Origin of the sequence: Stenotrophomonas capsici, from assembly GCF_034961085.1 — a bacterium.
Lineage (GTDB): Bacteria > Pseudomonadota > Gammaproteobacteria > Xanthomonadales > Xanthomonadaceae > Stenotrophomonas > Stenotrophomonas capsici.
On the sequence record NZ_JAYFUH010000249.1, the window covers coordinates 700,374 to 723,560 of the forward strand.

The 23,187-nt window shown below is 65.5% G+C and carries 23 protein-coding genes; 14 read left to right on the top strand and 9 right to left on the bottom strand.

Features of this window, described 5'->3' with window-relative positions; translation table 11 throughout:
• Positions 1 to 175: 175 nt before the first annotated feature.
• The 6 genes from VA603_RS16380 to ykgO all read right to left on the bottom strand — a co-directional run bounded on the left by VA603_RS16380 (position 176) and on the right by ykgO (position 4,770).
• Complete coding sequence (locus VA603_RS16380) at positions 176 to 1,408, bottom strand: TraB/GumN family protein (RefSeq protein ID WP_323439465.1); 1,233 nt, start codon at positions 1,406 to 1,408, stop codon at positions 176 to 178.
• Entirely contained in the window at positions 1,401 to 1,931 is a 531-nt protein-coding gene (locus VA603_RS16385; protein ID WP_323439466.1) for a GNAT family N-acetyltransferase, read from the bottom strand. The genes VA603_RS16380 and VA603_RS16385 overlap by 8 nt, the downstream gene beginning before the upstream one ends.
• A gap of 13 nt (positions 1,932 to 1,944) precedes the next feature.
• Positions 1,945 to 2,832 carry a carbon-nitrogen hydrolase gene (locus tag VA603_RS16390; RefSeq protein WP_323439467.1) on the bottom strand — a complete coding sequence of 296 codons (888 nt, stop codon included), beginning with the start codon at positions 2,830 to 2,832 and terminating at the stop codon, positions 1,945 to 1,947.
• A 171-nt stretch (positions 2,833 to 3,003) separates the two neighbouring features.
• The gene (locus tag VA603_RS16395) at positions 3,004 to 4,044 is read right to left on the bottom strand and encodes an agmatine deiminase family protein (protein WP_323439468.1); all 1,041 of its coding nucleotides are present in this window, start codon (positions 4,042 to 4,044) and stop codon (positions 3,004 to 3,006) included.
• Positions 4,045 to 4,127: 83 nt separating this feature from the next.
• Complete coding sequence (locus VA603_RS16400; protein WP_132862824.1) at positions 4,128 to 4,457, bottom strand: hypothetical protein; 330 nt, start codon at positions 4,455 to 4,457, stop codon at positions 4,128 to 4,130.
• 187 nt (positions 4,458 to 4,644) lie between these two features.
• A complete protein-coding gene (ykgO, locus tag VA603_RS16405) occupies positions 4,645 to 4,770 on the bottom strand; it encodes a type B 50S ribosomal protein L36 (RefSeq protein ID WP_005409283.1) in 126 nt (41 codons plus the stop codon).
• Between the two features lie 191 nt (positions 4,771 to 4,961).
• Here ykgO and cmk point away from each other — a divergent pair, with 191 nt between their 5' ends.
• The 8 genes from cmk to galU all read left to right on the top strand — a co-directional run bounded on the left by cmk (position 4,962) and on the right by galU (position 13,257).
• Positions 4,962 to 5,639 carry a (d)CMP kinase gene (cmk, locus tag VA603_RS16410; RefSeq protein ID WP_323439469.1) on the top strand — a complete coding sequence of 226 codons (678 nt, stop codon included), beginning with the start codon at positions 4,962 to 4,964 and terminating at the stop codon, positions 5,637 to 5,639.
• A gap of 191 nt (positions 5,640 to 5,830) precedes the next feature.
• The gene (gene rpsA / locus VA603_RS16415; RefSeq protein ID WP_132862826.1) at positions 5,831 to 7,510 is read left to right on the top strand and encodes a 30S ribosomal protein S1; all 1,680 of its coding nucleotides are present in this window, start codon (positions 5,831 to 5,833) and stop codon (positions 7,508 to 7,510) included.
• Between the two features lie 94 nt (positions 7,511 to 7,604).
• On the top strand, positions 7,605 to 7,910 hold the full coding sequence (locus VA603_RS16420) for an integration host factor subunit beta (RefSeq protein ID WP_132866053.1): 306 nt from the start codon (positions 7,605 to 7,607) through the stop codon (positions 7,908 to 7,910).
• A gap of 77 nt (positions 7,911 to 7,987) precedes the next feature.
• Positions 7,988 to 8,290, top strand: coding sequence for a lipopolysaccharide assembly protein LapA domain-containing protein (locus VA603_RS16425; protein ID WP_132862827.1), 303 nt, complete (start codon positions 7,988 to 7,990; stop codon positions 8,288 to 8,290).
• A gap of 6 nt (positions 8,291 to 8,296) precedes the next feature.
• The gene (lapB, locus tag VA603_RS16430; protein WP_192288113.1) at positions 8,297 to 9,475 is read left to right on the top strand and encodes a lipopolysaccharide assembly protein LapB; all 1,179 of its coding nucleotides are present in this window, start codon (positions 8,297 to 8,299) and stop codon (positions 9,473 to 9,475) included.
• Positions 9,476 to 9,478: 3 nt separating this feature from the next.
• Positions 9,479 to 10,465, top strand: a complete 987-nt coding sequence (locus VA603_RS16435; RefSeq protein WP_323439470.1) for an MraY family glycosyltransferase — start codon at positions 9,479 to 9,481, stop codon at positions 10,463 to 10,465.
• Entirely contained in the window at positions 10,466 to 12,379 is a 1,914-nt protein-coding gene (locus VA603_RS16440; protein ID WP_323439471.1) for a polysaccharide biosynthesis protein, read from the top strand.
• Positions 12,379 to 13,257, top strand: a complete 879-nt coding sequence (gene galU, locus VA603_RS16445; protein WP_323439472.1) for a UTP--glucose-1-phosphate uridylyltransferase GalU — start codon at positions 12,379 to 12,381, stop codon at positions 13,255 to 13,257. The genes VA603_RS16440 and galU overlap by 1 nt, the downstream gene beginning before the upstream one ends.
• A gap of 181 nt (positions 13,258 to 13,438) precedes the next feature.
• On the opposite strand, the gene VA603_RS16450 is transcribed toward galU, so the two are convergent.
• The 3 genes from VA603_RS16450 to VA603_RS16460 all read right to left on the bottom strand — a co-directional run bounded on the left by VA603_RS16450 (position 13,439) and on the right by VA603_RS16460 (position 17,784).
• Positions 13,439 to 14,647, bottom strand: coding sequence for an acetyl-CoA C-acyltransferase (locus tag VA603_RS16450; protein WP_313251238.1), 1,209 nt, complete (start codon positions 14,645 to 14,647; stop codon positions 13,439 to 13,441).
• Positions 14,648 to 14,726: 79 nt separating this feature from the next.
• Positions 14,727 to 17,099, bottom strand: a complete 2,373-nt coding sequence (locus VA603_RS16455) for a 3-hydroxyacyl-CoA dehydrogenase/enoyl-CoA hydratase family protein (RefSeq protein ID WP_323439473.1) — start codon at positions 17,097 to 17,099, stop codon at positions 14,727 to 14,729.
• Positions 17,100 to 17,133: 34 nt separating this feature from the next.
• Positions 17,134 to 17,784: a TetR/AcrR family transcriptional regulator gene (locus VA603_RS16460; protein WP_323439474.1), complete on the bottom strand. Its 651-nt coding sequence runs from the start codon at positions 17,782 to 17,784 to the stop codon at positions 17,134 to 17,136.
• A 213-nt stretch (positions 17,785 to 17,997) separates the two neighbouring features.
• Between VA603_RS16460 and ndk the strand changes: the two genes are divergently transcribed.
• From ndk to bamB, 6 genes are read left to right on the top strand one after another with little or no spacing between them, the layout of a single operon-like run.
• The gene (gene ndk / locus VA603_RS16465) at positions 17,998 to 18,423 is read left to right on the top strand and encodes a nucleoside-diphosphate kinase (RefSeq protein ID WP_108749396.1); all 426 of its coding nucleotides are present in this window, start codon (positions 17,998 to 18,000) and stop codon (positions 18,421 to 18,423) included.
• A gap of 21 nt (positions 18,424 to 18,444) precedes the next feature.
• Complete coding sequence (gene rlmN / locus VA603_RS16470; protein WP_192288119.1) at positions 18,445 to 19,650, top strand: dual-specificity RNA methyltransferase RlmN; 1,206 nt, start codon at positions 18,445 to 18,447, stop codon at positions 19,648 to 19,650.
• A complete protein-coding gene (pilW, locus tag VA603_RS16475) occupies positions 19,637 to 20,437 on the top strand; it encodes a type IV pilus biogenesis/stability protein PilW (protein WP_323439475.1) in 801 nt (266 codons plus the stop codon). Before rlmN ends, pilW begins: the two co-directional genes overlap by 14 nt.
• A gap of 6 nt (positions 20,438 to 20,443) precedes the next feature.
• The gene (locus tag VA603_RS16480; RefSeq protein WP_323439476.1) at positions 20,444 to 21,292 is read left to right on the top strand and encodes a helix-turn-helix domain-containing protein; all 849 of its coding nucleotides are present in this window, start codon (positions 20,444 to 20,446) and stop codon (positions 21,290 to 21,292) included.
• 55 nt (positions 21,293 to 21,347) lie between these two features.
• Entirely contained in the window at positions 21,348 to 21,989 is a 642-nt protein-coding gene (locus VA603_RS16485) for a YfgM family protein (protein ID WP_323439477.1), read from the top strand.
• On the top strand, positions 21,989 to 23,185 hold the full coding sequence (bamB, locus tag VA603_RS16490) for an outer membrane protein assembly factor BamB (RefSeq protein ID WP_132862838.1): 1,197 nt from the start codon (positions 21,989 to 21,991) through the stop codon (positions 23,183 to 23,185). Before VA603_RS16485 ends, bamB begins: the two co-directional genes overlap by 1 nt.
• The last annotated feature ends 2 nt before the right edge of the window (positions 23,186 to 23,187 follow it).

Sequence of the window (23,187 nt, forward strand, 5' to 3'; positions counted from 1 at the left end):
GCGCCTGCCGACGTATCGTGTAGCGGGATGGCAGGGAGGCCGCTCAAAGCCCCTCTCCCGCATGCGGGAGAGGGGTTGGGGTGAGGGCAGGCTTTGAGTAATCCATGCCGAAAGGCCAAAGCACCTTCATCCGCTGCACTGCACCGCCTTCGTGCGCGTGGGAGAACGGGGGCTCTCAGCCAGCCAGCTTTCCATAGACGCTGAAACCCGTCAGCCACAGCCCCAGCATGCTGCCGAGGTTGGTCAGCATGAAGGTCAACGTGATGCGGGTGACGCGGTTGCGGTACCAGCCCTTCAGGGTCTGTGCGTCGTCGCGCAGCTGCAGGAAGTCCTGGTAAGTCGGCTTGCGCAGCCGGGTTTCCACCAGTGCGGCGAATGCACCGGTCGGGATGCTCAGGCGGAACGGTTTGAAGGGAGCCACCGCGATCGCGGTCAGGATGCTCAGCGGGTGGCTGCCGGCGAGCAGGGCGCCCAGGCCGGCCAGACCGCCGGTGTACAGCGCCCAGATCGCCAGCATCTGCGCGCCCATGTTCATGCCGCCCTTCCAGAAACCGATGCCGATGCCGGCCAGCACCACGGCCAGGATGGTCAGCGTGATCCACGGGACGTTGCGCTTCTTGGGCACCGATTCGAGCTGCTCGCGCACCTGCGCCGGCGGCTCGTTGTCGGTTTCCAGATAGCGGGCCAGGCCGGCCAGATGGCCAGCGCCCACCACGGCGAGCACGTTGCGCTGCGCGCTGTCGTGCTCCTGGCGCAGGCGGGTGGCCATGTAGCGGTCGCGCTCGCCGATGATGGTCTCGTACAGCGCCGGGCTTTCCTTGGCGAACTCGCCGAAGCTCGACTCGAGCATGTCGCCCTGCTTGAGCTTCTCGATCTCGTCCTCGCCGACGTCCTCGGACGAGAACAACCCGGCCCCCAGGCCGGCGATCAGCTTGATCTTGCCAAAGAGGCCCAGCCGCTGCGAAACACGGCGGAAGGTCAGCCCGACGTCGCGGTCGATCAGGTGCACCGGCAGGTCGTCTTCCTTGGCCAGTGTCACCGCACGCTTGAGCTCGGCGCCCGGTTCGATGCCCAGCTGGTCGGCGAGGCGGCGCTGGTAGGCGGCCAGGGCGAGGTTGGCCGCGAACAGGGCCACGCGGCCCTTGCGGATGACCTCGACCAGGTCCAGCTGCGCCATCGCATTCGGGTTGGTCAGTGCGACCAGGCGTTGCGGATCCAGCTCGACCGCGACCGCATCGAACTGGCCGCTGCCGATGGCTTCTTCCACTGCCTGTACGCTGGCCAGCGAGACGTGGGCCGTGCCGAGCAGGGTGTAGCGCACGCCGTCGCGTTCGACGATGCGGACCGGCTGGCCGGCAAGCAGTTCAGTGCCGGCGTGTTGCGAGGAGTCGTTCATTGCGTCATTCATTGGAGGGGGCACTGTCGGTGCCGTCGCCGAGGGCGCGTTGCATCTGCACCGTGTCCAGCCAGCGGCCATGCTTGCGGCCGAGCCCGCGGAAGATACCGACCAGGTGGAAGCCGAAACGTTCGTGCAGCTTGATCGAGGCGGTGTTGGTGGGTTCACCGATCACCGCCACCATCTGCCGGTAGCCGCGCGCGGTGCAGGCATCGATCAACGCCTGCATCAGCGCGCTGCCCACGCCCTTGCCCTGGAAGCGACCATCGACGTAGACCGAGTTTTCCACCGTCCACTGGTAGGCAATGCGGGCACGGTAGCTGTTGGCATAGGCATAGCCGGCGACCTGGCCGTCGATGGTGGCGACCAGGTAGGGGAAGCCGCGCGCGGTGATGTCGGCCATGCGCCGTGCCATCTCCGCTTCGTCCGGCACCTCGTATTCGTAGGTGTTGACCAGTTCTTCCACCTCCACCGCGTAGATGGCGGTGATGGCGGGGATGTCGGCCGGGGTGGCCGGACGCAGCTGCAGGCTCACGGGCACCCTTGGGTCAGTCGATGTAGCGCTTGAGCAGGTCGCCGTAGGCATCGATGCGGCGGTCGCGCAGGAACGGCCAGATGCGGCGGACGTGTTCGCTGCGCTGCAGGTCGACGTCGCAGACCAGCAGGGTCGGATCGGTGCCGGCTTCGGCCAGGAACTCGCCCTGCGGGCCGAGGATGTGGCTGTTGCCCCAGAAGTCGATGCCCGAGGCGCCCAGTGGCGAGCGCTCGTGGCCGACGCGGTTGCAGCTCAGCACCGGCAGGCCATTGGCCACGGCGTGGCCGCGATGGCTCAGCACCCACGCATCGCGCTGGCGGTTCTTCTCGTCCTGCACGTCGTCCGGGTCCCAGCCGATGGCGGTGGGGTAGAGCAGCAGGTCGGCGCCGGCCAGCGCCATCAGGCGCGCGGCTTCCGGATACCACTGGTCCCAGCACACCAGCACGCCGAGGCGACCGACCGAGGTGTCGATCGGCTTGAAGCCGATGTCGCCCGGGGTGAAGTAGAACTTCTCGTAGAAGCCCGGGTCGTCGGGGATGTGCATCTTGCGGTACTTGCCCAGCAGGGTGCCGTCCTTCTCGAAGACCACCGCGGTGTTGTGGTACAGGCCGGCGGCGCGGCGTTCGAACAGCGAACCGACGATCACCACGCCATGCTTCTTCGCCAGCGCGCCCAGGCGTTCGGTGCTCGGGCCGGGGATCGGCTCGGCCAGGTCGAACTCGTCCACCGATTCGTGCTGGCAGAAGTACGGGCCGTTATGCAGCTCCTGCAGCAGCACCAGCTTCGCACCCTGCGCGGCGGCCTCGGCCACGCGTGCTTCGATCACTGCCAGGTTGGCAGCGGCATCGCCGTGGTTGCGCTCCTGGACCAGGGCGACGGTAAGGGGGCTGCGCGCGTTCATGTGATGCGGATCCTGCGGTGGAAAACGCGCATGTTAGCGCGGATGCGCAGGCGCGACGTGGTGGGGGCTGAACGACTTCGGGCAGCGTGCGGCCGGGTGTTGTCCGGCGGCTTTCCGCATGTTCAAGGTGATGGGAGGAGCCGGGCATGGCCGGGCTCCTCCGCGGCCGGCTCAGTGCTTGAGCAGGCCGGCCGGCAACTGCATGGTGATGCAATGCAGGCTGCCGTTCTGCCAGATCAGCGAGCGGCAGGGGACCTGCACGATCTCGCGACCCGGGAACGCCTGCACCAGCACGTCGCGCGCGGCATCGTCGGCCGCGTCGCCATAGGCTGGCATCAGTACCGCGCCGTCGATGATCAGGAAGTTGGCGTAGGAGGCCGCCAGGCGGCGACCTTCGTCCAGCACCGGTTGTGCCCACGGCAGCGGGAACAGGCGGTAGGGCTGTCCATCGGCGGTGCGCAGTGCGGCCAGCTCGGCACCCATGGCCTGCAGTTCGGCGTAATGCGAGTCCTGCGGGTCATCGCAGTTCTGGTAGACGATGCTGTCGGCCGAGGAGAAACGGGCGAGGGTATCGACGTGGGCGTCGGTGTCGTCGCCTTCCAGGTAGCCGTGGTCCAGCCACAGCACGCGGTCCTGCTGCATCCACTGCGCCATGTCCGCGCCCAGCGAGGCACGGTCACGCTCCGGGTGGCGCTCATGCAGGCACTGCCAGGTGGTCAGCAGGGTGCCGGCACCGTCGGTGTCGATCGCGCCGCCTTCCAGGGCGAACGGAATGCTGCGGACATCAGCCTTCGCGTTGAACACACCGGCGCCGTGCAACACGCCGACCAGCTGGTCGTCGAGGTTGGCGTCGAACTTGCCGCCCCAGCCGGTGAAGCGGAAGTCCAGCAGCTGGAAGCTGCCGTCGGCGCGGGTGAGGGTGATCGGGCCGGAGTCACGCAACCAGGTGTCGTCGTACGGCGCGGTGACGAACTGCACGCGCGCCATGTCGATCCGGTTCGAGCGCAGGCGCATTTCGGCGTAGGTCTCGACGTCGTCATCGGCCACGCAGATCAGTACCGGCTGGAAGCGGGTGATGGCGGCAACCAGCGCGATATAGGTTTCTTCGACCTCGGCCAGGCGCTCGGCCCAATCGGTGTCGGCGTGTGGCCAGGCGATGAGGACGCCGGACTGGGATTCCCATTCGGCCGGGAAGCGGAGCGTGTCGTTCATTTCTTCCTGCAGTTTCAGGGCCCGACGCGCTGGCGCGGGCGTAGGCGGCGACCGATGACCGGCACCGGCCGCCGGGACAAGGGTCAGCGGATCGGCGGCTTGGGCCCGACTTCACCGGGGCTGGCTTGGTTGGCCACCACGTCGATGACGCGCTGCCGTTCGAAATACACGGTGAACGCCGGGTAGACCCAGCGGTTGATGGTCGGCCACTGGCGCTTCTGGCCGCCACGCGGCTCCAGCCGCTCCTGCGGCGCGCCGAAGCGGGCTTCCACCTGCTGCGCGGTGTCGCCGCGTGCCGGCAGGGCGCCGGCCGGCTTTTCCTGGGCGCGGTCGATGAGCAGGGTGTCGGCCATCGCGGCCGGTGCCCCGCCCAGCAGGGCGGTCAGGGTCAGTGCTTGGAACAATTGCTTCATGGTCGCTTCTCCCCAGAGGACAAGTGGCGATTACAGCAAAAAACGGCGACGAAAAACCGGCTTGGCGTCGTTTGGTTGCGCTGGAACACGTCTGTGCCGGAAGCTGGATGCAAAAAACCGCCCGAAGGCGGCTTTTTGCGGATTCCGGCGGCCTTGCGGCGACCGGTGCTGGCCTAGGCCAGTTGGCTCAGCGCTGGCGAGCCTTGAAGCGCGGGTTCGACTTGCAGATCACGAAGATCTTGCCGCGACGGCGAACGACCTTGCAATCGCGGTGACGAGCCTTCGCCGACTTCAGGGAGGACAGGACTTTCATGGCATACCTCGGCGGATAACTGTTGGGAATCTCAGGAGCGCGGCCGCGGATATGCAGGATGACGCTCGTTCAAGCCCGCCATTCTACCGGGCATTTCCATGCGCGTTCAAGTGGTTGCGGCAAATCGGGCGGCGGGGCGTCCGCGCGGGGCGTTAGAATAGCGCGATTCCCGTTCAGACTCAGGCAGCCACATGAGCCAGCTCCCCCCCGTTCTCACCATCGATGGCCCGTCCGGGGCCGGCAAGGGCACGGTCAGCCGCATCGTCGCGCGCCGCCTGGGCTGGCACTACCTGGATTCGGGCGCACTGTACCGGGCGGTGGGCGTGGCGGCGAGCTGGGCCGATATCGACACCTCCGATGCCTCGGCGCTGGTGCGTTGCACCTTCGATACCCGGGTTCAGTTCGCTGAACAGGGTGAAAGCCTGCGCGTGCTGGTCAATGGCACCGACGCCACCGATGAGTTGCGGCTGGAGACCACGGGCGCGCTGGCCTCGGCGATCGCGGCCATCCCGGAGGTGCGTGCGGCGCTGAAGGAGCGCCAGCGCGCATTCAGGGCCGAGCCGGGCCTGGTGGCTGACGGGCGCGACATGGGGACGGTGATCTTCCCGGATGCCCCATTCAAGGTCTTCCTGACCGCCAGCGCCGAGGAACGTGCCAATCGCCGGCATAAGCAGTTGAAAGAAAAAGGGGTTTCGGTTAACTTTGATGACCTCCTGCGCGAGATCATGGCCCGCGACGCCCGTGATGCACAGCGCGCAGTGGCGCCCCTGAAGCCGGCCGAAGACGCCGTCTTCATCGACACCAGCGGAATTGGCATCGACGACGTCGTTGCCAAGGTGCTGGATCTGGTCCCCGCAACGGGCCCGTGATCCACGCAGTGTTGAGTGTGGCCAGTGCACCGGCCGCAGTCGCGAAGAGAAGTTGCAACAACCCCGCTGCGCAATGGTGCGTGGTGGGCTTTTCCATTCACACGGCCGCCTGCTTGGGGTCGTACAACAGGCTGGACAGTCCGGGTTTCCGCAACGAATCCGCTGTCCGTGTGTTCAACTGAGTAAATCCAATGACCGAATCATTTGCAGAACTGTTTGAAGCCAGCCAGGCCAACCTGGCCAAGCTGAAGCCCGGCGCCATCGTTGTCGGTACCGTCGTTGACGTCCGCGGCGACGTGGTCGTGATCAACGCCGGCCTGAAGTCCGAAGGCATCGTGCCGATCGAACAGTTCCGTAACGACGCTGGCGAGATCGATGTGGGCGTGGGCGACCAGGTGAAGGTCGCGCTGGACTCCATCGAGAACGGCTTCGGCGAAACCGTCCTGTCGCGCGAGAAGGCCAAGCGCGCCATGGTGTGGGACGAGCTGGAAGAAGCGTTGGAAAAGAACGAAACCATCACCGGCCGCATCAGCGGCAAGGTCAAGGGTGGTTTCACCGTGGACATCAAGGATGTCCGCGCGTTCCTGCCCGGTTCGCTGGTCGATGTGCGCCCGGTGCGCGACCCGGCCTACCTGGAAGGCAAGGAGCTGGAGTTCAAGCTCATCAAGCTCGACCGCAAGCGTAACAACGTGGTCGTTTCCCGCCGTGCAGTCGTCGAGAGCGAGCATTCGGAAGAGCGCGAGCAGCTGATGGACAAGCTGCAGGAAGGCGCGATCCTGAAGGGTGTCGTCAAGAACCTGACCGACTACGGCGCGTTCGTGGACCTGGGCGGCATCGACGGCCTGCTGCACATCACCGACATGGCATGGAAGCGCGTGCGCCATCCGTCCGAAGTCGTGAACGTCGGCGACGAGCTGGACGTGCGCGTGCTGAAGTTCGACCGCGAGCGCAACCGCGTTTCGCTGGGCCTGAAGCAGCTGGGCGAGGATCCGTGGGACAACATCTCGCGTCGTTACCCGGCCAACAGCCGCGTGTTCGGCAAGGTCTCCAACGTGACCGATTACGGCGCGTTCGTCGAGATCGAGCCGGGCGTCGAAGGCCTGGTGCACGTGTCCGAGATGGATTGGACCAACAAGAACGTCAACCCGTCCAAGGTCGTGCAGGTCGGTGACGAAGTCGAAGTGATGGTGCTGGACGTGGACGAAGAGCGTCGCCGCATCTCGCTGGGCATGAAGCAGGTTGCCGCCAATCCGTGGGAAACCTTCGCTGCCATCCACAAGAAGGGCGACAAGGTGTCGGGCCAGATCAAGTCGATCACTGACTTCGGCATCTTCATCGGCCTGGACGGCGGTATCGACGGCCTGGTGCACCTGTCCGACATCAGCTGGAACACCACCGGCGAAGACGTGGTCCGCAACTTCAAGAAGGGCGACACCCTGGATGCCGTCGTGCTGGCGGTTGATCCGGAGCGTGAGCGCATCTCGCTGGGCGTCAAGCAGCTGGAGCAGGATCCGTTCGGCCAGTACATGGCTGCCAACCCGAAGGGTTCGAAGGTCGAAGGCGTCGTGAAGGAAGTTGACGCCAAGGGCGCGACCATCGAGCTGGCTGACGGCATCGAAGGCTACGTGTCGGCACGTGACGTCGCCAACGAGCGCGTCGACGACGCCACCCAGTTCCTGAAGGTCGGCGACAAGGTCGAAGCCAAGTTCGTGGGCATGGACCGCAAGGGCCGCACCCTGCAGCTGTCGATCAAGGCCAAGGACGATGCTGAAATGCGCGAAGTGCTGGAGGAATACCAGTCCTCTTCGGGCGGCACCACCCAGCTGGGTGCCCTGCTGCGCGCGCAGTTGAATGGCAACAAGTCCGAGTAATAATCGGACATCCTTGTTGTAGATGTATCTGGGCGGCCCGGACGATCAGTCCGGGCCGCTTCAGGCTAGAGAACCAGCCATTGGCGAGTACGCAATGACCAAATCCGAACTGATCGAAATCCTCGCGCGCCACCAGGCGCACCTGAAGGCCGATGATGTCGATCTGGCGGTGAAGTCCTTGCTGGAAATGATGGGGGGTTCGCTGTCCTCCGGGGATCGCATCGAGATCCGCGGTTTCGGGAGTTTTTCCCTGCATTACCGCCCGCCGCGCCTGGGCCGCAACCCGAAGACGGGTGACTCGGTCGCACTGCCGGGCAAGCACGTGCCGCACTTCAAGCCAGGCAAGGAATTGCGCGAGCGCGTCAGTTCCGTCATCCCGCTGGAAAGCGATCCCGCCTGAGCCTGCCCGGTTCCTGCTGCGAATTCATGCGCTGATTCGGTAAGCTACCGGCTCTTGTTATCGGAGCAGACGGCGCCATGAAGATTTTTCGTTTAGTGCTCCTGCTGGCCGTCCTCGTCGGAGGACTGGTGATTGGTTCGCTCAACTCGCAACCCATCCAGATCAGCCTGGCCTTCTGGATGCTCAAGACCACCTCCGGGGTGGCAATCATCGCCTCGCTGTTGCTCGGCGCCCTGGTGGGCGGCGGCATGGTGATGGCAGGCTTGGTCGTGCCGATGTACGCCAAGCTGCGCCGTGCCAACAAAGTGGTGGCTGCAGCCAACGCGGCGGCAGCACCGGCCGAAACGACGCAATCCCCTTCTCCTTTCGACGGGCGCTGATCGCAGATGGAATTCATCAGTGAGTGGTTCTGGTTCTTCCTGTTCCTGCCGCTTGCCGCGCTCAGCGGCTGGGTCGTGGGCCGCCGTGGGGGGCAACGGCATAGCGAGAACCAGGTCAGCCGGCTTTCCAGTACCTATTTCCGCGGCTTGAATTACCTGCTCAACGAGCAGCCGGACAAGGCCATCGAGCTGTTCCTGCATATCGCCGAGCTGGACAAGGAAACCTTCGAGACGCAGGTGGCGCTGGGGCATCTGTTCCGCCGCCGCGGCGAAGTCGATCGCGCCATCCGCCTGCATCAGGGCCTGGTCAACCGCAATGACCTGAGCGATGCGCAGCGCGTGCAGGCATTGCTCGCCTTGGGCGAGGACTACATGAAGTCCGGCCTGCTTGACCGCGCCGAAACCGTGTTCACCGACCTGGCCAGGCTGGACCAGCGTGCGCCGCAGGCGCTCAAGCACCTGATCAGCATCTACCAGGCCGAGCGCGACTGGGAAAAGGCGATCGAGAACGCTACCCGTTACGAGCAGGTCACCGACGAACCGATGGGCAAGCTGATCGGGCAGTTCGAATGCGAGCTGGCCGAGCGCTATCGCGCCGCGGGCCGTCTGGAGGATGCGCGCGCGGCGATCAACCGCGCCAATGCGGCGGATGCGATGAGCGTGCGTGCCGGCATCATCGAGGGCCGCCTGGAGAGCGACTTCGGCAATGACGAAGCCGCGGTGCGTGCGTTCGAGCGTGCGGCACGCAATGACCCGGACTACCTGCCGGAGATCCTGCCGCAGCTGTTGAAGAACTACCGGAATGTCGGTGATCTGGCTGGCGCGCGTGCGTTCCTGGCCGAGATGACCGAGCACTACCGGGGCATCGCGCCGGTGCTGGCGTTGACCCGTCTGATGGAGGAGCAGGAAGGCACTGCGCCTGCACGCGCCTATCTGGGACGACAGCTGAAGGATCGTCCTTCGGTGCGCGGTGAATCGGCGCTGATCGACCTGACCCTGGCCGAGGGCGCCGACCCGGTCGCCACGCTGCAGGACCTCAAGCACATCACCGACCAGTTGCTGGTCCGCAATCCGGCCTATCGCTGCACGCGTTGTGGCTTCGGTGCCAGGACGCACCACTGGCAATGCCCGAGCTGCAAGGAGTGGGGCACGGTCAAGCCGCTGCTGAACTTCGCGGTGCTCTGAACCGTGCCGACGCCGTTCTTACTTCTGCCGCTGGCGACGCTGGCGCTGGCGGCATGGGTGACCTGGCTGGCCATCCACTACGCGATCCGTCGTCGATTGGTCGATCTTCCCGGCGAGCGGCGCAGCCACCAGGTCACCACACCACGCGGTGGCGGGATCGGGATCGTTGCATCGCAGGTGTTTGCCTGTTCCGTTCTGGCTTTCCTGTACCCCGCTTACGCGTTCGCGCTGCTGGTCTTCGCGGTAGGGTTGCTGTTGGTGGCGGGAATCGGGTGGTGGGACGACCATCGGCCACTTCCCGCGCTACCACGCTTGGGTGTTCACCTGCTTGCATCGCTGATGCTGGGCGGGGTAGTGCTGGGGGCGACCGGCGACCCGTTGAAAGCGGCGTTCTGTGCGTTCCTGGCGGTGTCGCTGATCAACATCTGGAACTTCATGGATGGCATCAACGGCTTGGCCGCCAGTCAGGCGGCACTGGTCGGCATCGGGGTGGCAGTGCTCTTGCCCTGGCCCCTGGGAATCGCGGGCGCAGTGTTGGCGGCCGGTTGCCTGGGGTTTCTCCCGTTCAACTTCCCGCGTGCCCGGATCTTCATGGGGGATGTGGGCAGTGGCGCGCTGGGCTACCTCGTTGCCGGATTGCTGGCACTGGGCATGTGCACGACAGTGCTGGCCCCGCCGTTGTGGCTGGTACTGCCGTCGGTGTTCCTTGTTGATGCGGGGTTCACCTTGTTGGCGCGGATACTCAAGGGTGAGCGCTGGATGCAGCCGCATACCCAGCATCTGTATCAGCGGTTCGTGAAACGTGGCCGAAGTCACGCCATTGTCACGGTCATGTACGCCAGTCTTACGCTGTCGGGAGTGGCATTTACGGTATTCTTTTCAAGCCTTCCCCTAGGTTGGGGATGGGCAGGGGGATTGGGCTGGGGGGCTGCGCTTGCAGCCGCCTGGGGTTTCCTGCGCATCGGGCTTTTCAATAAGGACGACGACTGAATGGCATCCTGGCATGATCGATTCCCCGGTAGTGGTCTGCGCTATGCGGTGATGCTCCACGATCTGGTCATGGTCTGGCTGGGGTGGCAGCTGCTGTTTGCCGCGCGCTACGCGATGCTGGACAACGCGCCTGACCAGCCGCTGTTCTCGCTGGACGTGCTGGCCGTGGTGGCGATACAGGGAATCGCGTTCTGGAAGGTCGGGCTTTATCAAGGCCTGTGGCGTTTCGCCAGCGTTGCGGACCTGATCAACATCTTCAAGGCGAGCTTCATTGGCCTGCTGGCCATCGTTGTCCTGTTCACCTACCGGCGGCTTCACGGCATTCCGATCTCCGTACTGGTGGTCTATCCGTTTGCGCTTTCGGCGCTGCTGGGCACGCCGCGGTTGCTGTACCGGGCCTGGAAGGATTATCAGTCCGTGCATTCGGATGCGCGGGCACGCCGCGTGCTGGTCATCGGTGCGGGGCAGGCGGCGGAAGGCCTGATCAAGGACCTGCGTCGCTCGGGCGACTATGAGCCCGTCGGGCTGGTCGATGACTCGATTCATCTGAAGGGTGCGAAGCTGCATGGCGTGCCAATCCTCGGCAAGATCAACGATCTGGTCTCGGTTGCCCGGGAGACCAGCAGCAAGCTGCTCGTGATTGCCATTCCAACCATCGATGCCGCCGGCATGCAGCGCATCGTGGGCCTGTGCGAGCGGACCGGGTTGCCATTCCGGACCGTGCCGAGGTTGACCGATATCCTGGAGGGCAGCTCGCTTCCCGGTGAACTCAAGGAAGTGGCCATCGAGGACCTGCTGGGCCGCAAGCCGATCCTGCCCGACTGGGAGCTGATCCGCGGTTGGCTGCGGGGACGTACGGTGCTGGTGACCGGCGGCGGTGGTTCGATTGGTTCGGAGCTGTGCCGGCAGTGCGCGCGGCATGGTGTTACCCGCGTCGTCGTGCTGGAGATCAGTGAGCTGCTGATGATCAACATCCAGGCAGAACTGCGGCGCAACTTCCCTGATCTGGATGTACAGGGAGTGCTGGGTGATTGCGGCGATCCGGCCGTGATCCGCCATGCCTTGCGCACCTTCCGGCCCGATACCGTGTTCCATGCGGCCGCCTACAAGCAGGTGCCGTTGCTTGAGGATCAGTTGCGTGAAGCGGTGCGCAACAACACGCTGGCAACCGAATGCGTCGCTTCGGCCTGTGCGGAAGCCGGGGTCGAGAATTTCGTGTTGATTTCCACCGATAAGGCGGTGGACCCGGTTAACGCACTGGGTGCGAGCAAGCGCTACGCCGAAATGATCTGCCAGAGCCTGAACAAGCGCGCGCCATCGACCCGCTTTGTCACCGTCCGCTTCGGCAACGTGCTCGGTTCGGTGGGTAGCGTAGTGCCGTTCTTCCGCGAGCAGATCCGCAAGGGGGGGCCGGTGACGGTCACCCACCCGGACGTCAGCCGCTACTTCATGACGATCCCGGAAGCCTGCCTGCTGATCCTGCAGGCGGCCGCCTCGTCCTCGCGTGGCGCCATCTACATGCTGGACATGGGCGAGCCGGTGCTGATCCGGGACCTGGCCGAGCAGATGATCCGGCTGGCCGGCAAGGTGCCCGGCGCGGACATCGGCATTGTCTACACGGGCCTGCGTGCTGGTGAGAAGCTGCACGAGAGCCTGTTCTACCACGACGAAAACTGCCAGCCGACCGCTCACCCCAAAGTGATGGAAGCCGGCGTGCGTGAGTTCTCGCCTGACCTGGTGCTTGGCAACGTGGCGGCGCTGCGCAAGGCCATTGCTTCCTATGATATCGAGGCGATGCAGCAGATCCTGACCGCCACCATTCCCGAGTTCAAGCCGATCGAGGAGCCGGGAGTGCCCAGTACCTCGGCCAAGATCGTGCCGTTCCCCACCAAAGAAGCTGGAAGGATTCATTGATGAGTGTTCGTATCAAGAAGGCGGTGTTTCCCGTGGCGGGCCTGGGGACGCGCTTCCTGCCTGCGACCAAGACCGTGCCGAAGGAGATGCTGCCGATCATTGATCGTCCGCTGATCCAGTACGCGGTGGATGAAGCCATCGAGGCCGGTTGCGATACGCTGATCTTCATCACCAACCGTTACAAGCATGCGGTGGCCGATTATTTCGACAAGGCCTACGAGCTGGAGCAGAAGCTCGAGCGCGCCGGCAAAACCGAGCAGTTGGAGCAGATCCGCCACGTGCTGCCCAAGGGCGTGCGCGCGGTGTTCGTGACCCAGACCGAGGCGTTGGGCCTGGGGCACGCGGTGCTGTGTGCCAAGCCGATCGTTGGAGATGAGCCGTTCGCGGTCCTGTTGCCGGACGACCTGATCTGGAATCGTGGCGACGGCGCGCTCAAGCAGATGGCCGATCTCAATGAGGCATCGGGGGCCAGCGTCATCGCGGTGGAGGACGTGCCCCACGAGAAGACTGGCAGCTACGGCATCGTCGCCACCGACAAGTTCGACGGGCGCAAGGGGCATATCACCCAGATCGTCGAGAAGCCCAAGCCGGAGGACGCGCCCAGTGACCTGGCCGTGGTCGGCCGTTACGTGCTGAGCCCGAAGATCTTCGAACTGCTCGAGTCCACTGGGACTGGGGCGGGCGGGGAAATCCAGCTGACCGATGCGATCGCGCAGCTGCTCACCAGCGAGCAGGTGGATGCCTTTCGATTTGAAGGTACCCGCTTCGATTGCGGCACGCACCTCGGGCTGGTCGAAGCCACGGTCCGTTTCGCGTTGGAGAACCCGAAGCTGGCGGGCCCGGCGCGCGAAGTCATGCAGAAGATGCTGGCCGAGTAAGCTCCGCGCTTGCAGGACGTCGACCTTCAAGGTTGACGGGCAGAAGGGCAGCCACTGGCTGCCCTTCCTGCTTTTTGCATCACGCGAAGCATCAGGGCGTTGGTTTCAGGGCATCACGTCGATGCGCACAAAAAAAGGGCGGCCCGCGGGCCGCCCTTTCGGCGTCATCCGGCGAGTTGGATTACAGCGACTCGAAGATGCCGGCAGCGCCCATGCCGGTGCCGATGCACATGGTGACCATGCCGTACTTCTGCTGGCGGCGACGCAGGCCGTGCAGGATGGTCGCGGTACGGATCGCGCCGGTGGCACCCAGCGGGTGGCCCAGGGCGATGGCGCCGCCCAGCGGGTTGACCTTGCTCGGGTCCAGGCCGCAGTCGCGGATGACCGCCAGCGACTGTGCGGCGAAGGCTTCGTTGAGCTCGATCCAATCCAGCTGGTCCTGGCTCAGGCCGGCCTGCTTGAGCGCCTTCGGGATTGCGGCGATCGGGCCAATGCCCATCACTTCCGGGCGCACGCCGGCCACCGAGAAGCTGACGAAGCGGGCCAGCGGGGTCAGGCCGTAGTCCTTGATGGCCTGCTCCGATGCCAGCAGCACTGCACCGGCACCGTCGCTCATCTGCGAGGAGTTGCCGGCGGTCACGCTGCCACCGAACTGGCCGTTGCGGAACACCGGGCGCAGCTTGGCCAGGCCCTCGGCCGAGGAATCCAGGCGCGGGCCTTCGTCGGTGTCGGCGAGCTTGTTGCGGGTGATGATGCGCTTGCCGTCGGCCAGGTCAGGCAGGTGCGAGACGATCTCGTACGGGCTGATCTCGTCCTTGAATTCGCCGTTCTGGATCGCGGCGATGGCCTTCTGGTGCGAGGCCAGGGCGAAAGCGTCCTGGTCCTCGCGCGAGACCTTCCATTCTTCGGCGACCTTCTCGGCGGTGATGCCCATGCCGTAGGCAATGGCGGTGTGGTCGTTGTCGAACACGCTCGGCGCCATCGCGATCTTGTTGCCCATCATCGGCACCATCGACATCGACTCGGTGCCGCCGGCCAGCATCAGGTCGCTGTTGCCCAGGCGGATCTGGTCGGCAGCCATGGCCACGGCCTGCAGGCCGGAGGAGCAGAAGCGGTTCACCGTCTGCGCGGCGATGGTGTTGGGCAGGCCGGCCAGCAGCACGCCGATGCGCGCCACGTTCATGCCTTGCTCGGCTTCGGGCATGGCGCAGCCGATGATGGCGTCGTCGATGCGGTTGACGTCCACGCCCGGGGCCTGGGCGACCACGCTCTTGAGCACGTGGGCGAGCATGTCGTCCGGACGGGTGTTGCGGAACATGCCCTTGGGCGCCTTGCCAACCGGGGTGCGGGTGGCGGCGACGATGTAGGCGTCCTGGATTTGCTTGGTCATTGCAGTGATCTCTTCAATAGGTGTGAGCGTGAGGGCGGGCGAGGGCGACGCCGTGGCGTCGCGCCTGAAGCACGCTCACTCAGTTCCGCAGCGGCTTGCCGGTTTTGAGCATGTGCGCGATGCGGGCCTGGGTCTTCTCCTGCTGGGCCAGTTCGACGAAGTGCTTGCGCTCCAAGGTGAGCAGCCACTCTTCGTCCACCAGCGTGTTGCGGTCGACCTTGCCGCCGCACAGCACGGTGGCGATGCGCTCGGCGATCTCATAGTCGTAGGGGCTGATGAAGCGGCCTTCGAGCATGTTGACCAGCATCATCTTGAAGGTGGCGACGCCCACGTCGCCGGCGACGCGGATGCGGCGCGCCGGCAGCGGCGGACGGTAGCCGCCCTCGGCCAGTGCAGTGACCTCGGCCTTGGCGATGTGCAGCAGCTCGAAGCTGTTGAACACGACCTTGTCGGTGCCGCGCATCAGGCCCAGCTCCTTGGCGTTGACCGCGGAGTTGGAGACCTTGGCCATGGCCACGGTTTCGAAGGTCTTCTTCAGCTCGGCGAATACGTCGCCGTCGGCGCCGGCGGCCTGCGAGGCGCGCACGGCGATCTCCTTCAGGCCACCACCGGCCGGCAGCAGGCCAACGCCGGCCTCGACCAGGCCGATGTAGCTTTCCAGCGCGGCAACCGACTTGGCCGCATGCATCTGGAACTCACAGCCGCCGCCCAGCGCGAGGCCGCGCACCGCAGTCACCACCGGCACGGTGGCGTACTTGATGCGCTGGCTGGTGCGCTGGAAGTTGGCGACCATCGCCTCGAACTCGGCGATCTTGCCGGCCTGCAGTGCACCCAGCGCACCGGACAGGTCGGCGCCGGCGGAGAAGGGCTCCTTGTTCTGCCAGATCACCACGCCCTTGAACTGCTTCTCGGCCAGGCCGATGGCGTGCTGGATGCCGTCCAGCACCTGATCGGAGACGGTGTTCATCTTGGTCTTGAAGCTGATGACGCCGATGCCATCACCGTCGGTCCACAGGCGGATGCCGTCGTTCTCGAACACGGTCTCGCCCGGGGCGAACTTCTCGCCGAGCAGCGCATCCGGGAAGCGCTGGCGCTGGTACACCGGCAGCGACGAGCGCGGCACCAGTGCATTCTGCGACGGGCTGTAGCTGCCTTCGGCGGCATGCACGTCGTCTCGGCCGTCCAGCACCCAGGCCGGCAACGGGGCATTGCTCATGCTCTTGCCGGCGGCGATGTCCTCGGCGATCCACTGCGCCACCTGCTTCCAGCCGGCGGCCTGCCAGGTCTCGAACGGGCCCAGCGACCAGCCGTAGCCCCAGCGGATGGCCAGGTCCACGTCGCGCGCGGTTTCGGCGATGTCGGCCAGGTGGTAGGCGCTGTAATGGAACAGGTCGCGGAACGTTGCCCACAGGAACTGGGCATGCGGGTGCTGGCTTTCGCGCAGCTTGGCGAACTTCTCGGCCGGGCTCTTGATCTTCAGGATCTCGACCACTTCCGGTGCGGCGGCGCGGTCGGCCGGACGGTAGTCCTGCTTTTCAAGGTCGATGACCAGGATGTCCTTGCCGACCTTGCGGAAGATGCCAGCGCCGGTCTTCTGGCCCAGTGCCCCCTTGCCGATCAGTGCGCCCAGCCATGCCGGCGCGGCGAAGTACTTGTGCCACGGGTCGTCGGGCAGGGTGTCGCCCATGGTCTTGATGACATGCGCCATGGTGTCCAAACCGACCACGTCGGAGGTGCGGTAGGTCGCCGACTTCGGGCGGCCGACCAGCGGGCCGGTCAGGCCGTCCACTTCGTCGAAGCCCAGGCCGAACTGCTGGGTGTGGTGGATGGTGGACAGGATCGAGAACACGCCGATGCGGTTGCCGATGAAGTTCGGGGTGTCCTTGGCGTACACCACGCCCTTGCCCAGGTTGGTGGTCAGGAAGGTTTCCAGGCCTTCCAGCACCGACTTGTCGGTGGTCTTGGCCGGGATCAGCTCGGCCAGGTGCATGTAGCGCGGCGGGTTGAAGAAGTGCACGCCGCTGAAGCGGTGGCGCAGTTCTTCCGGCAGCACGTCGGCCAGCTTGTTGATGCCCAGGCCCGAGGTGTTGGAGGCCAGCACCGCGTGTTCGTTCACGAACGGGGCGATCTTCTTGTACAGGTCCTGCTTCCAGTCCATCCGTTCAGCGATGGCCTCGATGATGAGGTCGCAGTCGCGCAGTTGCTCCAGGCCCGAGTCGTAGTTGGCCGGGGTGATGGCTTCGGCCAGCGACTTGGATGCCAGCGGTGCCGGGCTCAACTTGCCCAGGTTGGCGATGGCCTTGAGCACGATGCCGTCGGCCGGACCTTCCTTGGCAGCCAGGTCGAACAGGACGGTGTCGACGCCGGCATTGGTCAGGTGGGCGGCGATCTGCGCACCCATGACGCCTGCGCCCAGGACGGCGGCGCGGCGGACAAGCAGGGAATTGGACATATCGATAAACCTTTGGTCTGCGATGACGGGTGGATCAGGTAAGGGACGAATCCGGCGTACGTGCGTTTGCACGGAAACCGGCTTCAGCGAAATGGATCAGTTCCTGCGCGGCCTTGCTGCGGTGGGCGGCCTCGCTGATGTTGTGCGGGCGCTTGATCAGGCCGAAATCGGCCATGGCGTAGGTGAGCGCGCCGGCCAGGAAGTCCAGGCGCCAGTACAGCTCTTCCTTGCTCAGGCCAGGCACGCAAGCGCCGATGGCCTTGCCGAACTCGCGCAGCACGTGGCCGTAGTGGTCGGACAGGAACTTGCGCAGGTTGTCGTTCTTCTCGGCATAGGCGCGGGCGATCACGCGGACGAAGGCGCCGCCGCTCTGGCGGTCCTGGGCCAACGCCAGCGCCGGCTCGACGAAGGCCGCCAGCACCGCGCGCAGGTCGCCGGGCTGGCTGCTGCGGGCCTGTTCCAGCTGGCCCAGGCGGGCGGCGGTCATCTCGTCCATGCGGCGGCGGAACACTTCATTGACCAGGTTTTCCTTGGACCCGAAGTGGTAATTGACCGCCGCGATGTTTACGTCCGCGTGACTGGTCACCTGGCGCAGTGAAGTACCGGCGAAGCCGTGCTGGGCGAACAGTTCCTCGGCCGCGCCGAGGATGCGGTCCTTGGTGGAGAAGCTGGCAGGTTTGCCCATGGCGGCCACAATCAATCAAACGATTGTTTGGATCCTACGCCCGGCCGGGCGCCTCGGTCATGCTGCGTCGCAACATCATTCACGTGGCGCTGTGCAAAGGGCCGGGGCACCCGGTAGAATTAGCCACCGCAATTCAGGCTAAGCCCGCGTCCGCACGCGGGTTTTTTTCATGTACCCTCGGGCCGACCGGCCCTGAACAACCGGAGAATTCCCATGGCGCTGGAGCGCACCCTTTCCATCATCAAGCCCGACGCCGTTGCCAAGAACGTGATCGGCGAGATCTACGCCCGCTTCGAAAAGGCCGGCCTGAAGGTCGTGGCCGCCAAGTACAAGCAGCTCTCGCGCCGTGAAGCCGAAGGCTTCTACGCCGTGCACCGCGAGCGTCCGTTCTTCAACGCCCTGGTCGAGTTCATGATCTCCGGCCCGGTGATGATCCAGGCCCTGGAAGGCGAGAACGCCGTGCTGGCGCACCGCGACCTGCTGGGCGCCACCAACCCGAAGGACGCTGCCCCGGGCACCATCCGCGCCGATTTCGCTGATTCGATCGACGCCAACGCCGCCCACGGTTCGGATTCGGTCGAGAACGCCGCCATTGAAGTGGCCTACTTCTTCGCCGCCACCGAAGTGGTTTCGCGCTAAGCAGTAAAGAAGGTTGAAGCCGTGAACGAGGTCGTACAGACACCCGCCATCCAGCCGCTGCCGAAAACGGCGCCGACCGCTGGCAAGCAGAACCTGCTCGACCTTGATCGCGCGGGCCTGGAGAAGTTCTTCGTCGAAACCCTCGGCGAACAGAAGTTCCGTGCCCACCAGGTGATGAAGTGGATCCACCACCGCTACGTCACCGATTTCGACCAGATGACCGACCTCGGCAAGGCGCTGCGCGCCAAGCTGCATGCCCATGCCGAGGTCGTCGTCCCCAATGTCGTGTTCGACAAGCCCTCCGCCGACGGCACCCACAAGTGGCTGCTGGCGATGGGCGTGGATGGCAAGAACGCCATCGAGACCGTCTACATCCCGGACAAGACCCGCGGCACGCTGTGCGTGTCCTCGCAGGTCGGTTGCGGCCTGAACTGCACCTTCTGCTCGACCGCCACCCAGGGCTTCAACCGCAACCTGACCACCGCCGAGATCATCGGCCAGGTATGGGTGGCCGCCCGTCACCTGGGCAACGTGCCGCACCAGATGCGCCGTCTCACCAACGTGGTGATGATGGGCATGGGCGAGCCGCTGATGAATTTCGACAACGTCGTGCGCGCCATGAGCATCATGCGCGATGACCTGGGCTACGGCCTGGCCAACAAACGCGTGACGTTGTCCACCTCCGGCCTGGTGCCGCAGATCGATCGCCTCTCGGTCGAGAGTGACGTATCGCTGGCCGTGTCGCTGCACGCGCCCAATGATGAGCTGCGCGAAACGCTGGTGCCGCTCAACAGGAAATACCCGATCGCCGAGTTGATGGCGTCGTGCGCGCGTTACCTGCGCGGCAACAAGAAGCGCGATTCGGTGACCTTCGAGTACACCCTGATGAAGGGCATCAACGACCAGCCCGAGCACGCCCGCCAGCTGGCACGCTTGATGCGCCAGTTCGACAACGCGGTGCAGGCCAAGGATTCGGGCAAGGTCAACCTGATCCCGTTCAACCCGTTCCCCGGCACGCGCTATGAGCGTTCGGACGAGGAGCAGATCCGCGCCTTCCAGAAAATCCTGCTTGACGCGCAGGTGCTGACGATGGTGCGCCGTACCCGCGGTGACGACATCGACGCGGCCTGCGGCCAGCTCAAGGGCCAGGTGATGGACCGCACCCGCCGCCAGGCCGAATTCAACCGTCTGCTGGAAGCACAGGAAAACGGGGATGCGCGGGCCTGACCGGCTGCTCCTGCTGGCGGTCGTGGCGCTGCTGCTGGCCGGCTGCGGCGAGCGCAATGCGCGGATCGGCAAGATCAAGGGGTACAAGCCGGTCGCGCCGGTGTACGAGGTGCGCGATGACGCGCAGACCCGCAAGCGGATGAAGTACGACGAGCTGCTGGGCGTGGCCGGGGACCGCTTCGGTCGCGGTGATCTGGAAGATGCCCAGAAGTTCGCCCGCTCCGCCCAGAAGCTGGACGCCTCGCGCCCGGAAGCCTTCACCGCGCAGGCGTTGGTGGCCTCGCAGCGCGGCCAGGACGATGAGGCCGGCGCGCTGTACCGCAAGGCCGCCGAGCTGGCGCCGACCCAAGGCGCGGAGCTGAACAACTATGGCGTCTGGCTGTGCTCGCACGGGCATCCGGCCGAGGCGCTGGTCTGGTTTGACCGTGCCCTGGCCGATGCCAACTACGGCTCCCGGGCCGAGGCGCTGGCCAATGCCGGTGGCTGTGCGCTCGATGCCGGGCAGAACGAGCGCGCCGAGGACAACCTCCGCCAAGCGCTGGCGTCGGCGCCGAACAACGCCTACGCGCTGGAATCGATGGCCCGCAACGAGGTCCTCCATGGGCGCTATTTCGAGGCCCGGGCCTTCTACCAGCGGCGTTTGGCGGCTGCGCCGGCCACGGTTTCCGTGTTACAACTTGCCATTCAGATTGAAGAGCGGCTGGGCGACAGGAGTGCCGTCGGTCGATTCCAACAGCGGTTGCGCGAAGAGTTCCCTTCGGACGCGGCCTCGAAATCCCAGGGCTGATGCATTGTGATCAATGATCCGGATGTAAGCGCTTTCGAAAGTGCGGTGGGATGTGGTGAGCGGCTCCGCAAGGCGCGCGAGGGTGCCGGGTTGTCGCTCGAAGCGGTTGCCAGTCAGTTGAAAATGCCCATTCAGGTTGTGTCCGCGCTGGAGTCCGAGCAGTGGGATCGCCTGGGGGCGCCGGTGTTCGTCCGTGGCCAGCTGCGCAGCTATGCGCGCCTGCTGAAGGTGGACCTGGGGCAGTTGCTGGAGCAGGCGCGGATCGCGCCGGTCGAGCCGCCCAAGCTGGTCAGCCATACCCATACCCCGCCGATGAAGCGGATGGCCGAGAACTTGGGCCGCCGCGCGGTCTATGTGGTCATCACCGCCGTGCTGGCCGTGCCGATCTGGTACGTGGTCAGCAGTACCACCCGCAGCGCACCGCCCAGTACCGCGTCGCTGGACGTGGTGCCGCCCGCCGCCGCGACGGTTGCCGCTGACCCGGCGAGCGCCGCCGCGTCGCCGGCTGCCGCGCCGGCGACGTCAACGGCACGGCAGGAAGGCCCGTACCTGGCCTCGATGGCGCCCATTGCCCGGCCCGCCGCGGCGGCATCGGCGCTGACGTTGAACTTCAAGGGCGACAGTTGGGTCAACATTTCCGCACCGGACGGTGCCACGGTCGAGAAGGCCCTGGTCCGCGCTGGTGAAACCCGTAGCTTCAACGCCGGCCAGGTCGGGCACATGGTGCTCGGCAACGCGGCCGAGGTTGAGGTCCAGCAGGCGGCCGGGAGCGTCGATTTGACGCCCTACAAGCGCGGTAATGTCGCCCGCTTTACGGTATCCTCTGACGGTTCCGTGGCGCCGGTTTCACCCTGAGGCAAGGCGCCGATCAATACAACAAGGCTCCCCGGCAGGGTGGGCGAGAGTACGCATGGCGATTGACGACCTGCTCGACGAGCACGAACAAAGCGAACGTGTCCGCACGTGGCTGCGCAAGAATGGCGCCGGAATCTTCGGCGGAGTGGTACTCGGCATCGGCGCCATCGCCGGCTGGCAATGGTGGCAGAAGGACCAGGTCGGCAAGCTGGCTGAAGCCAACGTCCGCTATGAGGCGGTGACCCGCAGCCTGCAGTCCAGCAAGCTGGACGAGGCGGCCAAGGAAGTCGCTGCGCTGGAAGGCGGCAAGGCCGGCATCTACGCCGACCTGGCGTCGCTGGAGCTGGCCAAGGCCCAGGTCGAGGCGGGCAGGAACGACGACGCGATCAAGACGCTGCGCGCGCTCAAGACCGAAGGCGAGTTCAAGACGCTGATCGACCAGCGCATCGCGCGGCTGCTGATCGAGACCGGCAAGGCCGGCGAGGCGCTGACCCTGATCGGCAACGCCGAGGACAGCGCCAGCCTGGAGATCCGCGGTGACGCCCAGGTCGCGCAGGACAAGCGTGATGAAGCGCGTGACCTCTACACCAAGGCATTGGCCAAGCTTGACGTGGCTGCACCGCAGCGCCGCCTGCTGGAAACCAAGTTGATGGATGCCGGCGGCACGGTGGCCGATCCTGCGGCGGAGAAGATCTGATGAAGCTCAAGTATGTTGCAGGCGTGGTGCTGGTCGCGATGACCCTGACCGGTTGCTCGACCGTCAAGGGCTGGTTCGCGGGCAAGGACGCGGCGGCCAAGAAGGCGCTGGAACCGGCCGAGCTGGTCAAGTTCGAGCCGAGCGTACGGGTCGACCGCATCTGGTCGACCGGCGTGGGCAAGGGCGAGGGCCGCATCGGCGTGCGTCAGGCGCCGCTGGTGCACGATGGCCGCGTCTATGCCGCGGCAGTGGAAGGTGGCGTGCACGCGCTGGACCTGCAGACCGGCAAGGAAATCTGGAAGTACGTCCCGGCCAAGGAAAAGAAGCAGCCCAAGCTGCGTCTTTCCGGTGGTCCGGGCGCGGGTGACGGCCTGGTCGTGATCGGCACGCTGGACGGGCAGGTGATTGCCCTGGATGCGGCCAATGGCAGCGAGAAGTGGAAGGCCAAGGTGCCGGGCGAAGTGATCACCGCGCCGGCCGTCGCGCAGGGCCTGGTGTTCGTGCGCAGCAACGATGGCCGTACCACCGCCTTCGATGCCGCCACCGGCGAGCAGCGCTGGTTCAATTCGCAGGAACTGCCGACGCTGACCGTGCGCGGCAATGCGCCGGTGGTGACCGGCCCGGGCGTGCTGTTCATCGGCAACGACGATGGCACCCTGAGCGCGCTGGCCATGCAGGACGGCCGCCCGCTGTGGGAACAGATGGTCGGTACGCCGGAAGGCCGCACCGAGCTGGAGCGCATGGCCGACGTGGACGGCGCACCGGTGCTGGAAGGTAATACGCTGTACGTCACCAGCTTCAAGAACGAGACCATGGCGATCGAAGGCCCGACCGGCCGTCCGCTGTGGTCGCGCGACCACGGTGGTGCTGGCGGCGTGGCGATTTCGTCGGGCAACGTGGTGGTGACCGACGGCAAGGGTACGGTTTACGGCCTGGACAAGAATTCCGGTTCGGCCATGTGGTCGCAGCAGGCGCTGGCGCGTCGCTCGGTCACCGGTGCCGCCATCCAGGGCGACTACGCCGTGGTGGGGGACTACAAGGGATACGTGCATTGGTTGCGGCTGAGTGACGGTGAGCTGGCCGCGCGCGCGAAGAGTGGCGGTGACGCCCTCCTGGCGCAGCCGGTCGTCGCCGACGGCATCCTGCTGGTGCAGAACGTTGATGGAAAGCTGACCGCATTCCGGTTGGCCCAATAAGG

What these genes read in the sequence shown, in the direction of transcription:
- VA603_RS16380 (WP_323439465.1), bottom strand. Translation starts at nt 1,408, where the DNA reads ATGAATGACGCAATGAACGACTCCTCGCAACACGCCGGCACTGAACTG.
- VA603_RS16390 (WP_323439467.1), bottom strand. Translation starts at nt 2,832, where the DNA reads ATGAACGCGCGCAGCCCCCTTACCGTCGCCCTGGTCCAGGAGCGCAAC.
- VA603_RS16395 (WP_323439468.1), bottom strand. Translation starts at nt 4,044, where the DNA reads ATGAACGACACGCTCCGCTTCCCGGCCGAATGGGAATCCCAGTCCGGC.
- VA603_RS16400 (WP_132862824.1), bottom strand. Translation starts at nt 4,457, where the DNA reads ATGAAGCAATTGTTCCAAGCACTGACCCTGACCGCCCTGCTGGGCGGG.
- ykgO (WP_005409283.1), bottom strand. Translation starts at nt 4,770, where the DNA reads ATGAAAGTCCTGTCCTCCCTGAAGTCGGCGAAGGCTCGTCACCGCGAT.
- cmk (WP_323439469.1), top strand. Translation starts at nt 4,962, where the DNA reads ATGAGCCAGCTCCCCCCCGTTCTCACCATCGATGGCCCGTCCGGGGCC.
- rpsA (WP_132862826.1), top strand. Translation starts at nt 5,831, where the DNA reads ATGACCGAATCATTTGCAGAACTGTTTGAAGCCAGCCAGGCCAACCTG.
- VA603_RS16420 (WP_132866053.1), top strand. Translation starts at nt 7,605, where the DNA reads ATGACCAAATCCGAACTGATCGAAATCCTCGCGCGCCACCAGGCGCAC.
- VA603_RS16425 (WP_132862827.1), top strand. Translation starts at nt 7,988, where the DNA reads ATGAAGATTTTTCGTTTAGTGCTCCTGCTGGCCGTCCTCGTCGGAGGA.
- lapB (WP_192288113.1), top strand. Translation starts at nt 8,297, where the DNA reads ATGGAATTCATCAGTGAGTGGTTCTGGTTCTTCCTGTTCCTGCCGCTT.
- VA603_RS16440 (WP_323439471.1), top strand. Translation starts at nt 10,466, where the DNA reads ATGGCATCCTGGCATGATCGATTCCCCGGTAGTGGTCTGCGCTATGCG.
- galU (WP_323439472.1), top strand. Translation starts at nt 12,379, where the DNA reads ATGAGTGTTCGTATCAAGAAGGCGGTGTTTCCCGTGGCGGGCCTGGGG.
- VA603_RS16450 (WP_313251238.1), bottom strand. Translation starts at nt 14,647, where the DNA reads ATGACCAAGCAAATCCAGGACGCCTACATCGTCGCCGCCACCCGCACC.
- VA603_RS16455 (WP_323439473.1), bottom strand. Translation starts at nt 17,099, where the DNA reads ATGTCCAATTCCCTGCTTGTCCGCCGCGCCGCCGTCCTGGGCGCAGGC.
- VA603_RS16460 (WP_323439474.1), bottom strand. Translation starts at nt 17,784, where the DNA reads ATGGGCAAACCTGCCAGCTTCTCCACCAAGGACCGCATCCTCGGCGCG.
- ndk (WP_108749396.1), top strand. Translation starts at nt 17,998, where the DNA reads ATGGCGCTGGAGCGCACCCTTTCCATCATCAAGCCCGACGCCGTTGCC.
- pilW (WP_323439475.1), top strand. Translation starts at nt 19,637, where the DNA reads ATGCGCGGGCCTGACCGGCTGCTCCTGCTGGCGGTCGTGGCGCTGCTG.
- VA603_RS16485 (WP_323439477.1), top strand. Translation starts at nt 21,348, where the DNA reads ATGGCGATTGACGACCTGCTCGACGAGCACGAACAAAGCGAACGTGTC.
- bamB (WP_132862838.1), top strand. Translation starts at nt 21,989, where the DNA reads ATGAAGCTCAAGTATGTTGCAGGCGTGGTGCTGGTCGCGATGACCCTG.